Annotated in this window: 15 protein-coding genes; 8 read left to right on the top strand and 7 right to left on the bottom strand. The window is 61.8% G+C overall.

Annotated elements, in window-relative coordinates; genetic code table 11:
* Positions 1–290 precede the first annotated feature (290 nt).
* Positions 291–917: a bifunctional nicotinamidase/pyrazinamidase gene (gene pncA / locus EEQ99_RS08205; RefSeq protein WP_047610895.1), complete on the top strand. Its 627-nt coding sequence runs from the start codon at positions 291–293 to the stop codon at positions 915–917.
* A 95-nt stretch (positions 918–1012) separates the two neighbouring features.
* Positions 1013–1678, top strand: a complete 666-nt coding sequence (locus tag EEQ99_RS08200; protein WP_063474604.1) for a dihydrofolate reductase family protein — start codon at positions 1013–1015, stop codon at positions 1676–1678.
* Between the two features lie 92 nt (positions 1679–1770).
* Here the strand turns inward: EEQ99_RS08200 and EEQ99_RS08195 are convergent, their stop codons facing one another.
* Entirely contained in the window at positions 1771–2034 is a 264-nt protein-coding gene (locus EEQ99_RS08195) for a DUF2164 domain-containing protein (RefSeq protein ID WP_047610898.1), read from the bottom strand.
* Between the two features lie 133 nt (positions 2035–2167).
* Here EEQ99_RS08195 and EEQ99_RS08190 point away from each other — a divergent pair, with 133 nt between their 5' ends.
* Both EEQ99_RS08190 and EEQ99_RS08185 read left to right on the top strand, forming a co-directional pair.
* Positions 2168–2899, top strand: coding sequence for an AzlC family ABC transporter permease (locus EEQ99_RS08190; protein WP_063474603.1), 732 nt, complete (start codon positions 2168–2170; stop codon positions 2897–2899).
* A gap of 3 nt (positions 2900–2902) precedes the next feature.
* Positions 2903–3211 carry an AzlD family protein gene (locus tag EEQ99_RS08185; RefSeq protein WP_047610903.1) on the top strand — a complete coding sequence of 103 codons (309 nt, stop codon included), beginning with the start codon at positions 2903–2905 and terminating at the stop codon, positions 3209–3211.
* A 31-nt stretch (positions 3212–3242) separates the two neighbouring features.
* Here EEQ99_RS08185 and EEQ99_RS08180 read toward each other — a convergent pair whose 3' ends face one another.
* Complete coding sequence (locus EEQ99_RS08180) at positions 3243–5078, bottom strand: aminopeptidase P family protein (protein ID WP_097542157.1); 1836 nt, start codon at positions 5076–5078, stop codon at positions 3243–3245.
* A gap of 278 nt (positions 5079–5356) precedes the next feature.
* Between EEQ99_RS08180 and EEQ99_RS34500 the strand changes: the two genes are divergently transcribed.
* Positions 5357–5530 (top strand): hypothetical protein, encoded by a 174-nt coding sequence (locus EEQ99_RS34500; RefSeq protein ID WP_012758267.1) that lies wholly within the window; start codon positions 5357–5359, stop codon positions 5528–5530.
* Positions 5531–5839: 309 nt separating this feature from the next.
* On the opposite strand, the gene EEQ99_RS08175 is transcribed toward EEQ99_RS34500, so the two are convergent.
* Both EEQ99_RS08175 and EEQ99_RS08170 read right to left on the bottom strand, forming a co-directional pair.
* The gene (locus EEQ99_RS08175) at positions 5840–6718 is read right to left on the bottom strand and encodes a 50S ribosomal protein L11 methyltransferase (protein WP_097542156.1); all 879 of its coding nucleotides are present in this window, start codon (positions 6716–6718) and stop codon (positions 5840–5842) included.
* Positions 6719–6786: 68 nt separating this feature from the next.
* Positions 6787–7389 carry an SCO family protein gene (locus EEQ99_RS08170; RefSeq protein ID WP_047610910.1) on the bottom strand — a complete coding sequence of 201 codons (603 nt, stop codon included), beginning with the start codon at positions 7387–7389 and terminating at the stop codon, positions 6787–6789.
* A gap of 392 nt (positions 7390–7781) precedes the next feature.
* On the opposite strand from EEQ99_RS08170, the gene EEQ99_RS08165 reads away from it, so the two are divergent.
* Positions 7782–9746: a methyl-accepting chemotaxis protein gene (locus EEQ99_RS08165; RefSeq protein WP_127430212.1), complete on the top strand. Its 1965-nt coding sequence runs from the start codon at positions 7782–7784 to the stop codon at positions 9744–9746.
* Positions 9747–9748: 2 nt separating this feature from the next.
* Positions 9749–10216, top strand: coding sequence for a chemotaxis protein CheW (locus EEQ99_RS08160; RefSeq protein WP_017965084.1), 468 nt, complete (start codon positions 9749–9751; stop codon positions 10214–10216).
* A 225-nt stretch (positions 10217–10441) separates the two neighbouring features.
* Here the strand turns inward: EEQ99_RS08160 and EEQ99_RS08155 are convergent, their stop codons facing one another.
* Together EEQ99_RS08155 and EEQ99_RS08150 are read right to left on the bottom strand one after the other, a co-directional pair.
* On the bottom strand, positions 10442–10933 hold the full coding sequence (locus tag EEQ99_RS08155) for a CreA family protein (protein WP_097542155.1): 492 nt from the start codon (positions 10931–10933) through the stop codon (positions 10442–10444).
* A 76-nt stretch (positions 10934–11009) separates the two neighbouring features.
* Complete coding sequence (locus EEQ99_RS08150; RefSeq protein WP_047610917.1) at positions 11010–11600, bottom strand: 3'-5' exonuclease; 591 nt, start codon at positions 11598–11600, stop codon at positions 11010–11012.
* A 281-nt stretch (positions 11601–11881) separates the two neighbouring features.
* Here EEQ99_RS08150 and EEQ99_RS08145 point away from each other — a divergent pair, with 281 nt between their 5' ends.
* Entirely contained in the window at positions 11882–12418 is a 537-nt protein-coding gene (locus tag EEQ99_RS08145; RefSeq protein WP_127430211.1) for a GNAT family N-acetyltransferase, read from the top strand.
* Positions 12419–12452: 34 nt separating this feature from the next.
* Here EEQ99_RS08145 and ligA read toward each other — a convergent pair whose 3' ends face one another.
* Positions 12453–14609, bottom strand: coding sequence for an NAD-dependent DNA ligase LigA (gene ligA / locus EEQ99_RS08140; RefSeq protein ID WP_097542154.1), 2157 nt, complete (start codon positions 14607–14609; stop codon positions 12453–12455).
* Positions 14610–14699 lie beyond the last annotated feature (90 nt).

The following is a 14699-nucleotide window of genomic DNA, read 5'->3' as shown; positions in this document are numbered from 1 at the left end:
CGATGCCGCGCAAAAGCGTCTTAGCGGTCAAAGCGATTTGCCGGCAATCGCCGCCGTCTTTGGCCGCGTCTGCGATCCGGAGATTATCCACGAACCTTCCCTCCATTCCATTTCAACACGAGAGCCGCCGCCAACTATCGCGATGATTGCATTAGAGCTCTCTACTTTGACGACTTACTACCGCTAGTACCAGAATTAACACTTGCGCCGCCGCGCCTGGAAATCCACTAGTTGATGCATTGAGTGTGCTTGGCGTCTTACGCTGCAATAAAGCGAAGGGATTGGGCTTGATGAAAGCGCTGCTGCTCGTCGACATTCAGAACGGCTTCTGCCCGGGCGGCAATCTGCCGGTACCTGATGGCGACAAGGTGATTCCCGTCGCAAACAGGCTGATCGATAGCGGCAAATACGATCTGATCGTCGCCTCGCAGGACTGGCATCCGCCGGGCCACGGCAGCTTCGCCTCCGCCCATCCGGGCGCGGCCCCCTTCGAGATGGGTGAACTCTCGGGCAAGCCGCAGATGATGTGGCCCGACCACTGCATTCAGGGTACGCTCGATGCGGAACTGCATCCTGCGCTCAGATCGGAAGAGATCGATCTGATCCAGCAGAAGGGCGAGCATCCCTATATCGACAGCTATTCGGCCTTCCGCGACAATGACCGCGATGCCTCGACCGGCCTTTCCGATTTCCTCGAGGACCAGGGCATCACCGACCTCGACGTCTGCGGGCTCGCGACCGACTATTGCGTCAAATTCTCCGCGCTCGACGCGCTGGAGATGATGCCGGGTGTCCGCGTGCGCTTCATCGAGGATGCAAGCCGCGGCATCACGCCCGAAGGTGTCGCCGCCGCCATCGAGGAGATGCGGGCGCATGGCATCGCGATCATCGACAGCGCCAAGGTCTTGTCAGATTAAGTCAGATCGCGCCTAAAAAACCACGCGTCGAATGTCGGATCGGTGCAAGCCGATCCGTCCTTGGCTCTGAACACACCAACAATGGGAGTTGAGAGATGAGAAAGCTTGTTGCTGCAGCCTTCGTCAGCCTGGATGGCGTCATGCAGGCGCCGGGCGCGCCACAGGAGGATCCGACCGGCGGCTTCACGCTTGGCGGTTGGACCGTCAATTATTGGGACGAGCCGATGAGCCAGTTCATGGGCGGGATCTTTACCGACCCCTTCGAACTGCTGCTCGGCCGCAGGACTTACGAGATTTTTGCCGCGCATTGGCCCTTCGTCGAGAAGGACGATCCGATCGGCCAGGTCTTCAACGCCGTGACCAAATATGTCGCGACCAGCTCCACGGAACCGCTCGACTGGGAGAATTCTATCGCCTTGCGTGGCGACGTCGCTGCCGAAATCGCCCGGCTGAAGCAGGAGGACGGTCCCGCCCTCCTGACGCAGGGCAGCAGCGGCCTGCTGCAGACCCTGTTGGCGCACGACCTGATCGACGAATTCCGGCTTCAGACCTTCCCGCTCGTGCTTGGCCCGGGCAAACGCCTCTTCGGTCAAGGCGCCAAGCCGGAGGCGCTGAAGCTGACCGCCAATAGCGTATCGACGACGGGCGTCATCATGAGCGTCTATGAGCGTGCGGGCGCAATCAAGACAGGCACGTTCGAGCTGGCGCAGCCCTCGGAGGCCGAAATCGCTCGCCGGGAGCGGATGAAGCGCGAGGGCTGATCCTCTGCGATCTTGCGGGCCGCGGCGCCGCCGCGTCCCGTTATGGCGACAGCGCCGTGCTCCTTCTCAGATGCGTAGGGAACGCTGTAGAACTATGCGGTAGTGCCCTTGTTCTTCTCCTCGCGCTCCAACAGATAGATGTCTTCCGCCAGGTCCTCCATCTTCCTCAGAAGGGCGGCATGCGCATCGCGAAGACCCTGATTGTAATAATGGGCGCCGATCTCGTCCGCGAAGAAATCGAGCAGGAACTCCGCCGGCAGCACGCCGATCGGCTGGTCGAGCTCCGCCTCGAAATAGCGGCGGATGCTTGAAACGATCGCCGCCTTCGCCTCCTTGGAAAATTCGATCTTCTTCATGGTTTCCTCTTGGCCGAATGCACTCGGAAGTTTGATGGTTCAGCGAAATCGATTGGTCAATCAAGGAAATTCAATTGCCGTTGCAAGCCATAGACCATAAGGGGAAACCTGAATTCCAACCGGACAAGATCACATGAATCGCGCCGACTTTGTTGAAGGTTTGCGGGGCGGCTTTGCCGTTGCGCTGGCATCGGCGCCCTTTGGCGCCCTGTTCGGAGCGCTGGCCGTCGAAAACGGCATGTCGCTTTCCGAAGCCGCCTTCATGAGCGCCACCGTCTATGCCGGCGCCAGCCAGATGGTCGGCATCGAACTCTTCGGCCACAATGTCCATGCCTGGCTGATCGTGCTGTCGATCCTCGCCGTCAATTTCCGCCACGTGCTCTATTCGGCGGCGATGGCGCGCTATATCGGCCAGTTCACGCCGGTCCAGAAATTTTTCACCTTCTTCCTGCTCGTCGATCCGCAATTTGCCGCAGCGGTGAAACGCGGCGAGTCGGGTCTGCCGGTCAGCTTCGCCTGGTATTTCGGTTTCGGCATCATCATCTACGTTCCCTGGGTGCTGATCAGCGTCCTGGGCGGCATGCTCGGCGGCTTCATCGGCGATCCCAAGGCGATCGGCCTCGATATCCTGCTGCCGGCCTATTTCCTCGGCATCGTCCTTGGTTTCCGCAAGCGCGACAATTTTCTGCCCGTGGCGCTCGTCAGCGCCGTCGCATCAGTCCTCGCCTATCGCTATGTCGGCTCGCCCTGGCATGTCAGCCTCGGCGCCGCCGTCGGCATCGTGCTTGCCGCCCTGCTGCCGCTGCCGCCGCAAGCGCCGGATCTCGAAGCCGACGCCCTGCAATCCGAAGTGCACGAGGTTTGAGCCATGGAATTCGATCTTCACATGGCGCTCGTCATCTTCGCCGCCGCGGTCGCCACTTTCGCCACCCGCATCGGCGGCTACATCCTCATCACCCGAATGAAGAGCATTCCGCCGCGCATGGAGGCGGCGCTGAATGCCGTGCCGGCCGCCGTGCTGACGACGCTGGTCGCCCCCGCCTTCTTCATCGGCGGCTGGGAGTCGAAACTGGCGCTGATCGTCGCCCTCTTCGTCGGCCTGCGCGTTTCGCATACATGGATGCTGGTCGCCGCCTGGATCGTCGTGATGACCTGGCGCCACACGATCGGCGCCTGAGGGCTGCAGCGCCGGCGCGTCGACGCCGTTCTCAATATTCCAGCGGCAGCGTCGCGTTTTCGAGCCATGCCCTGACATCGTGATCGTGGATCAGCGGCATCAGCGCCTCGCGTGTGCGGCGGTGGTAGTCGTTGAACCAATGCAGCTGGTCATGGGTCAGAAGCTCTGGAATGACGAGGCTGCGGTCGATCGGGCAGAAGGTCAGCGTCTCGAAACCGAGCATCGCCATATCGCCGCCCTCGATTTCCTCGGCGCCGCGCACATAGATCAGGTTCTCGATGCGAATGCCGAAGCTGCCGGGCCGGTAATAGCCCGGCTCGTTCGAAAGGATCATGCCGGGCAGCAGTTCCTGCGTCGAAAGCCTGGAGATGCGCTGCGGCCCCTCATGCACCGAGAGGTAGGAGCCGACGCCATGGCCCGTGCCGTGGGCGAAATCGGCGCCTGCTCGCCACAGCGCGATGCGCGCCAGCGGATCGAGGTCACAGCCGCGCGTGCCTTTCGGGAAACGCGCCGTGCTGATCTCGATCATGCCCTTCAACACCAGCGTGAAGAAGCGCCGATGCTCTTCGGTTACCCTGCCGATGCCGACCGTGCGGGTGATGTCGGTCGTGCCGTTGATATATTGCGCGCCGGAATCGATCAGGAAGAGTTCGCCGGCCTCGATCATCCGGTTGGTCTCGGTCGTCACGCGGTAATGCATGATCGCCGCATGTTCGCCCGCACCCGAAATCGTGTCGAAGGAAATGTCCTTCAGCGGGTTCTGCATGCTCTGGCCGACACGGGCGCGCGCCGCTTCGAGACGCTCGGCCGCGACAATCTCGCTCACCGTGCCGGGTTTTTCCTGCGACAGCCAGTAGAGGAATTCCACCATCGCTGCCCCGTCCTGCAGATGCGCGGCGGCCGAGCCGTTGATTTCGACGTCATTCTTCACCGCGCGCGGCAGCTTGGCGGGATCGGCGCCCTCCACCACTTCGCCGCCCGCCCGGCGGATGATTTCCGCCAGCGCATAGGAAGCGATATCGGGATCGATCAGCACGCGGCCGCCATTCCGGGAAACGGCAGCGAGTCTCTCCTCCAGCGCCGAGGGCGGCAGCTGCGTGCAGATCTGCCCGAGATAGGCCTCCGGCTCGATGCCCGTCTTGCGTTTGTCGAGGAAGAGCTCGGCTCGGCCGTCGGCATGAATGATGGCGCGCGCCAGCGGATGCGGCGTGTGCGGCACGTCGGCGCCGCGGATATTGAAGATCCAGGCGACCGAAGAGGGATCGGCGATCAGCACCGCAGCGAGGTTCTTCTTCGAAAGATCGGCCGCAACTGTCGCGATCTTCTCTCTGGCCAGCACGCCGGCCTGCGCGACGTTCTGGATGCTGACCGCGCCGAGCGGCTCGGCCGGCCGGTCGCTCCAAAGCCTGTCGAGCGGATTGTGCGGCAGGAAGACCAGCGTGCCGCCGATCTGCGAAAGCGCCTTTTCCAGACGACGCACCTCGGCACCCGCATGCAGCCAGGGATCGATGCCGAGCCGCAGGCCCTTGGCGCCGTTTGCGGCCAGCCAGACATGCGGCGGCTCATTGACAAGATCGCCGCCCGAAAAGACCGAACCGTCGACCTGTTCGGCAAGCTGCGTCACATAGCGCCCGTCAACGAAAACGATCGCCTGCGTGCGCAGGATCAGCGCAATACCCGCCGACCCGGTAAAGCCCGTCAGCCATGCGAGGCGCTCCGAACCTGCGGGAACGTATTCGCCGTTGAACTCGTCGGCGCGCGGTACGAGGAAGGCGTCGATGCCGAGCGAATCGAAACCGGCGCGCAACGCCGATACACGATCCCTGCCGAATTGCGGCGTGGAAGTGACCTCGAAAGACTGGAACATGCTGGAAACCCGAATGGTTGAGACGAATCCGGTTAATGGGATAGCTGCCATGTTAGCGAAATTTCAACCGATGGGGAGAAAAAGCGACGAAACGAGTCGAAACCCTTGGGGCGGCTCAACATTTTGACAGAACTGTGACACGAAATCGTAATTTGGCACGCTTTATGCATTGGCCGCATGGCTCCCATGAGCAAAACCCTCTGCCTCCGCATTTCAGAATAGCTATATAGACGCCATCGAACGGTTCGCGATGAACCCGAAACAAAGGAATTCTTGAAATGACCGCCTCTCTCTCGCGCTTCGCATATAGCAGCCCGGTGCAGGCTGGCGAACGCCAGACCGTGCGTCACGTGATCGGCGCCCGCCGCCCGCAGAACGAGGACAGCCTCAAGCTGCTCGGCGCCGGCCAGCGCGCTACGCGCCACAAGGGCGCCCTCAGCTACGCGTTCTAAGCCTGAAAGCCCGTCCGTCTCCTCCCTCCCGGACCGGCCTATTGGAATGCAGTAGAGCCCGCTTGAGCGCTCCTCCCCTTGAGCTCGCGGGCATTGGCCGGATAGACCGGCCCAAGGCGGTGCCATCGGCGCCGCCTTTTTTCTTGTCTTAGGAAGAGTGCAAGTCGTGGCGTCGCGGGGATGGAGCGCAAGCCCCTCCTCGCTCATTCCTGTGACAGGCACAGCATTGGGGCGGGGAAGGAACCTGGTGCCCCAAGCAAGCGTGACGTAGGCTAGGGCGCTCACCTACTCAGAAACAACCCAGCAAAATTACGGTCGATCGAAGTGGATCGTCACCCAGCCATTGCGCCATATGGTCCGCACATGGCGAAGCCGTGCGCCGCTATAGGCGGCAATCACCTTCCAGCGCTGCGCGGCTAGAATGCCCGAAAGAATCACCGATCCACCCGGCGCAAGATGCGTCGCGAGCTTCGGCGCCATGCGGATCAGCGGCCGGGCGAGAATGTTGGCGATGATCAGATCGAAGGGACCGTGTTCGGAAAAGGCCGTTGAATGAAAGCCCGGCGCGGTCCTGGTGACGATGCCCGACGCGATGCCGTTGCGGCGCACGTTCTCGGCCGCCACCCGTGTCGCGATCGGATCGATGTCGGTCGCCAGCACCGGTATGTTCTTGAGCTTGCGCACCGCAATCGCCAGCACGCCGCTGCCGGTCCCGAGATCGAGCGCATTGCGGACCGGGCGCGAGCGCACCACGGCATCGATCACTTCGAGGCAGCCGGCAGTCGTGCCGTGATGGCCGGTGCCGAAGGCCTGGCCGGCATCAATCTCGATGGCGATATCGCCGGGGCGGACCTTGTCGCGGTCATGCGAACCATGCACCAGGAAGCGCCCTGCCCTGACGGGCTTCAGCCCCTCCAGCGATTTCACCACCCAGTCGACCTCGGGGATGACCTCCCGCTCCAACCGGGCATCGGGGAAAGTGGTCTTCAATGCATCCTCGACGCGGGAACGCACTTCGGCCTCGTCCTCGGCCATCATGTAGATCGAGGCTTCCCAGATATCCTTCTTCTCATCGATCTCGGTGGTGCCGATGGCAAAGTCTTCTTCGCCGAAGACCGTGCTCAGAAGGTCGAGAATCTCTTCGGCCTTGCTTTCGGTCGTCGTCACGTAAAGGCGGATTTCACTCACGATAGGCGGTCTTTCCCGTTTCCGTTGCCCGCCGCCGGTCGGGCCAACGCCCCATCACGCTGAAACCATCACCCCTTGCTGACGAGATTCTCCAGCTTCTTTACCGCCGTGTCCGGGTTTTCGCCATAGGCGATCGTTCCTGAAAACCGCCCGGCCGAATCGAGCAGGAAGACCGAGGCGGTGTGATCCATCGTATAGTCGCCATTCGGATCCTTCTCGTCGACCGGCACCTTCTTGGCGTAGACGCGGAACCCCTTGATGACCTCGGCGACCTTGTCAGGCGCACCTGATATGCCGGTGATCCGCTTGGAAACATTGGAAACGTACTGGTTCATGATCTCGGGCGTGTCGCGCTCCGGATCGACGGTGACGAAATACGCCTGGAGCTTGTCGCCCTTCGGATCGACCTTCTCCATCCAGCCGTTCAGCTCGAAAAGCGTCGTCGGGCAGACTTCCGGGCAATGGGTGAAGCCGAAAAACAGCGCCGTCGGCTTGCCGCGCAGCGCCTGCTCGGTGATCGGCTGGCCCGTCTGGGAGACCAGGGTAAAGGGCACGCCGAAGGGAGCCTCCGCCACTACATTCCCCGATCTGCTGAGATAGTACGAGAACCCGCCGAGAAACCCGGCCAGTATCAGGACACCGACCCAGACGGCGATGCGGAAAGTCTTCATTGGATGATCCTCGATCCAGGCGGATATCTGCCGCCCACCCCTTGTGCCCCGCGTGATTATAGCCCCGACCGGACGCGCGCAATTCAACAATATGTTTTCTGACCCGTGATTGATTGTCTCACTGATAGAGGCCATCCACAGCGGAAAATCTGCCCGCCGAAATTGCCATGGATCGAAAAACATCGTGTTTTGAATAATTTGCTTTTGAAGCGAACAGACAATCTCAAGGCACATATCGTTAGGAAAGACTTAAGCCGTCATATCTATATTTAGCAATGCGTGCGGCTCCATCGAGCCGTTCTGACATGAAGTCTGCCGAGTGGCAAAAACCCCGGACGTCCGCATGAGGGTAGGAGAACATAAACCCGAGCGGTTTGTGGAGGGGTCTTTTCATGACGAATTCAGCAGTGCGCAAGAGCCTGTCAGTCAGCCAGCGGCTCTGGACGCTCGGTGGCGCGGCCTTCCTCGGTTTCGGAACGATGCTTGGCGTCGGCTGGTACGAGAACATGCGGGTCGATGCCAGCCTGCGTAGCGCCAGCGAGATCCAGACGAGCGTCAACCATATCGACGACATGCGCCTTGCGAACCTGACGATGGTGCTGGCCGCCATGGATATCATCGTCGACAAGGACGACAAGGCGGTGGAGCCGGAGCGCATCAAGCTGATCGGCGATTCGCTCACCGCCCTTTCCGGCGGCTCGAAGGAAATGCGCCGGCTTGCCGAAGAAATGCATGACGATGGTCTGTTGAAAAGCTATGACGCCGACGTCGCCGCAATGGGCAAGGCGATCCAGGTCGATCTCGTCGCTCTGGTTCAACAGGGTGCGCCCGATGCCGAGTTCGACAAGATCGACGACACGATCGACGGCGCCGGCGAGGAGCTGACCAAAACGCTCGACAAGCTCGCCGCTGACGGCACCGTCTTTGCCCAGCAGCATGTCGATCTTGCCAATGCCGTATCGCGGGAAGCCCTTATTCTCCAGATCGGCCTCGGTATCTTCGCCATCCTCAGCATGGGTATTCTGCAATATGTCCATGGCGGCTCGATCCGCCGCGGCATCGGCGCCGTGCGCGAAAGCATGCAGCGCATCATGAACGGCGATTTCGCCAGCGACGTTGCCGAAAGGAGCCGCGGCGACGAGATCGGCGAAATGGCCCGCGCCGCCGACAGTTTCCGTCTCGCCGCCATCGAGAAGCGTAACCTCGAGACGCAGAACCAGACCGACAGGCAGCGCAGCGATGCCGAGCACCGTGAGCGCGAAGCCGCAAAGCTCGCCGACGCCGAAGCTCTGAACGCCGCCGTCACCGCCCTCGGCCACGGCCTTACCCGCCTGTCGGAAGGCGACGTGACCGTTACGATCGACCAGCCTTTCCGCGAGGAACTGGAGCGCCTGCGCCGCGACTTCAACCAGACGACGGCAACGCTGCGCAAGGCGATGAGCGACATCGCCGTCAACAGCAGCTCGATCGAGGCGAACAGCCGCCAGATGCGCGCTGCCGCCGACGACCTCGCCAAGCGTACCGAGCAGCAGGCCGCGTCGCTCGAAGAGACGTCAGCCGCCCTCGACCAGATCACCGCCACCGTCCGCAACGCGACCAACCGCGCCGAGGAAGTCGGCCATATGGTCACCCATACCCGTGAGAACACGGCGAAGTCGGATATCGTCGTCGGCGACGCAATGGCGGCGATGCAGCGAATCGAAGGCGCGTCCCGCGAGATCGGCAAGATCATCAACGTCATCGACGAGATCGCCTTCCAGACGAACCTTCTGGCGCTCAACGCCGGCGTCGAGGCAGCACGCGCCGGCGAAGCCGGCAAGGGTTTCGCCGTCGTTGCCCAGGAAGTACGCGAACTCGCCGGCCGCGCCGCCGGCGCTGCCAAGGATATCAAGACCTTGATTGGAAAATCCGGCGACGAAGTGAAGATCGGCGGCGAACTGGTGACGGCCGCCGGCGAAGCGCTTCGCCAGATCGGCGAAGATGTTCTGCGCATCGACGAACATGTTAAATCAATCGTAACCTCTGCGCGCGAACAATCAGTGGGACTGAATGAAATCAATACGTCCATCAGCCAGATGGATCAGGTCACGCAGAAGAACGCGGCCATGGTGGAAGAGACGAACGCTGCAAGCCATACGCTCGCCATCGACGCGGAAAACCTGACGCAACTGGTCAAGCAGTTCAAGACCGGCGAGGGCATGAGCGCCCGGCAAACGCCGCGAGAGGCAAATGCCGCCTCGCATTCGAGACCATCTCCCGCGCGCAACCTGATCGGCAAAGTCGCGGGCGCATTCAACGGCGGTTCTGCCGCCAAAGTCATCGCCTCTCCCGCCGGGGACAACTGGGAAGAATTCTGACCATGAACAACAACGCCATCAAGCAATCGGGCGCCTATCTCGAAATCGTTTCGTTCCACCTGGGCGACCAGGAGTTCTGCATCGACATCATGGCCATCCGCGAAATCCGCGGTTGGGCGCCGGTGACGCCGATGCCGCACACCCCGCCCTACGTGCTGGGTCTCATCAACCTGCGCGGCGCCGTGATCCCCGTCATCGACATGGCCTGCCGCCTCGGCATGAAGATGACCGAGCCCTCCGAGCGCTCGGCAATCATCGTCACCGATATCGCCGGCAAGCTGGTCGGCCTGTTGGTCGAGCAGGTTTCCGACATGATGACCATCAAGAGCGAAGACCTGCAGCCGCCGCCGGAAATCATCCCGGAAGCCCAGCGCGCCTTCTGCCGCGGCATCGTCGCGCTCGAAAAGACCATGGTCTGCTTCCTGAACCTCGACACGGTCATTGCCGACGAGCTGACGCAGGCGGCTTGATTTCCGTTTGCGTATTGGAAGGCCCGGCTCGTCCGGGCCTTTTCCGTTTGGTGTGGAGCATAAGCCAGCATCGGATCAGCTTTAGGGAGGGACTAAGCTCAGGCCCCGCCTCGCTCCTCCCGAAACGTCAAAGATCTGGAAGCGGGTGCGACAAGTTAAGCCCCTCCCCCTTGTGGGGTGGGCTTTTCAATAACGAACGCGAAAAATCCAGGAACCTTCCCGCCCCTACGGCTTCCCGTTCTTCCACACAACATTCTGCCCATAGAGCGGAATGGTCGAGATCGACATCTTCGCCGAACCGTCCGTCAGTTCGCGCGAATGGGCGAGATAGACCAGCGTGTCGTTGGTCTTGTCGTAGATGCGGTTGACGACCAGCGTTTTCCAGATCAGCGACATGCCCTGGCGGAACACCTCGCTGCCGTCCTTGGACAGGTCGATATTGCCGATCTCGATCGGCCCCGTCTGCCGGCAGGCGATGGAATTGTTGGACGGGTCTTCGAACCAGTTGCCGTTCTTGAACCGGTCGATCAGGCTGCGGTCGAAATAGGTGACGTGGCAGGTAACGCCCTTGACCTCAGGGTCGGAGACCGCCTCGACAATGATGTCGTTGCCGATCCAGTCGACTCCGACCTTGCCGACCACCTCGGCCGAGACAGCACCGCCGGAAAGGACGGAGAAAGAGAAGGCGGCGAGGAGAAGATTGCGCAGCTTGGACATGGCGGCTCCCTGAATGATCCGGATTCTAGATAAGCATGCACCCATGCTTTGCAAGAAATCGCCGTTGCGAGAACGCTCAGCCTTTCCGGCAGGTGCAGGGCTCGTAAGCCCGCGCCGTCAGCCGGCCGGGCCTCATGCCGATCAGCGCCGGTATGGCGTGAACGGCGTTCGCCTTGACCGCCTTCGCCATTTCGATCGCCGCCGCCGCGCAGACCGCGGCATCCTCGGCGGCGTTGTGATGCACGAAACGCAGGCCGAGATGCTCGGCGATCAGGTTCAGCCGGTGCGAGAGGAAGTGCGGCCAGATCCGCTGCGCCATCTTCAGGCTGCAGAGATAGGTAAGCTCCGGATAGGATTGCCGGTAGAGATCGAGGCACGCTCGCCAGACACTGAAATCGAAGGCGGCATTGTGCGCGATCATCGTGGCGCCGCGAAAATCCTCGTGGAACTCGTCCATCACCTCGGGAAATTCGGGCGCATCCTCGACATGCTCCGGCCGGATGCCGTGAATTGCGATGTTCATTCCGGAAAAACGCATGTCTCGCGGCCGGATCAGTCGCTCTTCGACGCGCGTCACCCTGCCATCCTCGATCCAGGCAAGGCCGACCGAACAGGCGCTGCCGCGCTGTTCGTTCGCCGTCTCGAAGTCAATCGCGATGGTTTTCAATGCAGCAACCCGAATCGTTTCTCCAGGCACAGGAATACCGCCCCGCTTCCCACCGCGCAAATTCGGCACGACGCATGGTTGACTTTTTAACCCGCATATCGAAACCTACCTGCCATGATCGGCTTCGTGACCATGGCAACGCTTATTCATCACACCACGACCCTGGAAGGGTACGCGGGAGCGATGGCGCGTTAGCAGCGATCCGATCATCCCGAAACCCTGCCGAGGCGAGCAGGGTTTTCGGAAACCGGCTCTCCTCGTAAAACCGATGGAGAGCATGAATGTCCGAAAACGAAGAGAATGAATCGCGCGGCCGAGCGCCCCTGCCGGACGGCGTCCTGGTGCGTGCCGTCCGCCTTTCCGATGCCGAGGAGATCACCGATCTCATAAATCTGCCGGGCTACCGGGCAGGTACCTTGCGGCCGCCATACCAGGCAGTCGAGGAGGTTCGTAAGCACATGGAAAATCCGTCACCGGGCGCGCTCAACCTCGTCGTCACCCAAAATGGCAAGATCGTCGGCAGTGGCGGCCTCAACCGTCTTTCCGGCCGCAGGCAGCACGTCGCCAGCATCGGCATGGGCGTGCATGACGACTTCACCGGCCGCGGCTTCGGACGGATCCTGCTCGGCGCATTTGTCGACGCTGCCGATGACTGGCTCGATATCAGACGGCTGGAACTGACCGTCTATACCGACAACGATGTCGCCATCGGTCTCTACCGCAAATTCGGCTTCAAACAGGAAGGCCTGCTAAGGGCTTTCGGATATCGCGCCGGTCAATATGTCGACGCCTATACGATGGCACGGCTCAGGCTATGAGCGAGCGGGAGGCTGGCGGCCTGCCCTCAGCCCTTCACCCGCTGATCAACGCCAGCCATTCATCCTCGTCCATCGTCTGCACGCCGAGCTCGCGCGCCTTGTCGAGCTTGGAGCCGGCGCCGGGGCCGGCAACGACGATGTCGGTCTTCTTGGAGACCGATCCCGCCACCTTGGCGCCGAGGCTTTCCGCCCTCGCCTTCGCCTCGTCGCGGGTGAATTTTTCCAGCGACCCGGTGAAGACGACGGTCTTGCCGGCGACCGGGCTGCCCGCCGTCACCGGCTGTTCGGCCTCCTCGGGCGTCACCTCCTCGATAAGCCGGGTGATCACCTCGACATTGCGCGGCTCCTTGTAGAATTCGACGATAGCCCGCGCCACGACCTCGCCGATGCCCTCGATGGCATTGAGATCGTTCCAGGCGTCGCCGGCAAGCGTCTCGGCCTCCCGCATCCCCGTCTCAAAGGCCGCATAGGTGCCATAGGAGCGCGCCAGCAGCTTCGCCGTGGTCTCGCCGACATGACGGATGCCGAGCGCGTAGATGAAGCGGTGGAGCGCAATACTGCGCCGCTCGTTGATCGCCGCATAGAGCTTGCCGACGCTGACCTTGCCGAAGCCGTCGATATTTTCGAGCTTGGTCAGCGATTGCTGCTGGCGCTCCTCCAGCGTGAAGATATCGGGCGCAGTGCGGATCTGCAGCGACGGATCTTTATTTTCGAAAAAGAAGTCGATCTGCTTCGAACCGAGCCCTTCAATATCGAAAGCGTTGCGCGAAACGAAGTGCTTCAGATGCTCCGTCGCCTGCGCTCGGCAGATGAAGCCGCCGGTGCAGCGGCGCACCGAATCCATCTTGCCGGTCTTCTCGTTGACCTCGCGCACCGCATGCGAACCGCAGACCGGGCATGTCTTCGGGAATTCGTAGGGCCGGGCGTCGGCCGCGCGTTTTTCCATCACCACATCGAGGATCTGCGGAATGACGTCGCCGGCGCGCTGGACGATGACGGTATCGCCTTCGCGGATATCGTGTTCCTCCGGCCGGATGCGCTCGCCGCTATTGCCGATGCCCTTGATGTAATCCTCGTTGTGCAGCGTCGCATTGGTGACGACGACGCCGCCGACCGTGATCGGCTTCAGCCGCGCCACCGGCGTCAGCGCCCCGGTGCGGCCGACCTGGATCTCGATCTTCTCGACCTCGGTGAAGGCCTGTTCGGCCGGAAACTTATGCGCCGTCGCCCAGCGCGGCGAACGCGAGCGGAAGCCGAGGCGCTGCTGCAGTTCGAGACTGTCAACCTTATAAACAACGCCGTCGATGTCGTAGTCGAGATCCGGGCGCTCGAGGCCGATCTCGTCATAATGCGCCAGGATGTCGGCGACCGAATTCAACCGCTTCATCAGCGGGTTGACCGGAAAACCCCAGTCTCTGAAGGTCTGCACCATGGCGAACTGTGTATCGGCGGGCATCTCCGACATCTCGCCCCAGGCATAGGCGAAGAATTTCAGCTTGCGGCTCGCCGTCACTTTGGCGTCGAGCTGGCGCAGCGACCCGGCCGCGGTGTTGCGCGGATTGACGTAGGTCTGTTTGCCCTCCGCCTCCATCTGCCGGTTCAGCGCCAGGAAATCGCTTTTGGCCATATAGACTTCACCGCGGATCTCGACGACGGCGGGCACGCCCTTCGGCAGCTCGTTGGGGATCTCGGAGATGGTCCGGATGTTGGCGGTGACGTTCTCCCCCGTCGTCCCGTCTCCGCGCGTCGCAGCCGTCACCAGCCTGCCGTTCTCGTAACGGATCGACATCGAGAGACCGTCGATCTTCGGCTCGGCGGTAAAGGCGATCGACTGGTCCGGCAGACGGCCGAGGAAGCGATAGACGCCGGCGACGAAATCCTGCACGTCCTCCTGCGAGAAGGTGTTGTCGAGCGACAGCATCGGCCGCGCATGGACGACAGGCGAGAACGTCACGGAGGGCGCTGCACCGACATGTCGCGATGGGCTGTCTTCGCGGATCAACTCGGGAAAGCGTGCTTCCAGCGCATCATTGCGGCGCTTCAGCGCGTCGTAATCGGCATCCGAAATCTCCGGCCGGTCCTTGCCGTGATAGAGCGCATCGTGATGCGCGATCTCCTTTGCCAGCCGTTCGAGCTCGGCGGCAGCCTCTTCGATCGTCAACGTGTCGACGGCGGAACCTTCGGTGGGCATGGAATAACACTCCAGGGAATCTGGCCAGAAATCTGGATTGTTTTTAGAGCAAAATCGCCGGATGAAAAGAGAGGCCGCGCATGCCGCATC

This window comes from Rhizobium anhuiense (assembly GCF_003985145.1).
Taxonomy (GTDB): domain Bacteria; phylum Pseudomonadota; class Alphaproteobacteria; order Rhizobiales; family Rhizobiaceae; genus Rhizobium; species Rhizobium anhuiense.
The sequence above is the reverse complement of the archived record's forward strand: the minus strand, read 5'-3'. Positions and strand labels throughout refer to the sequence as shown.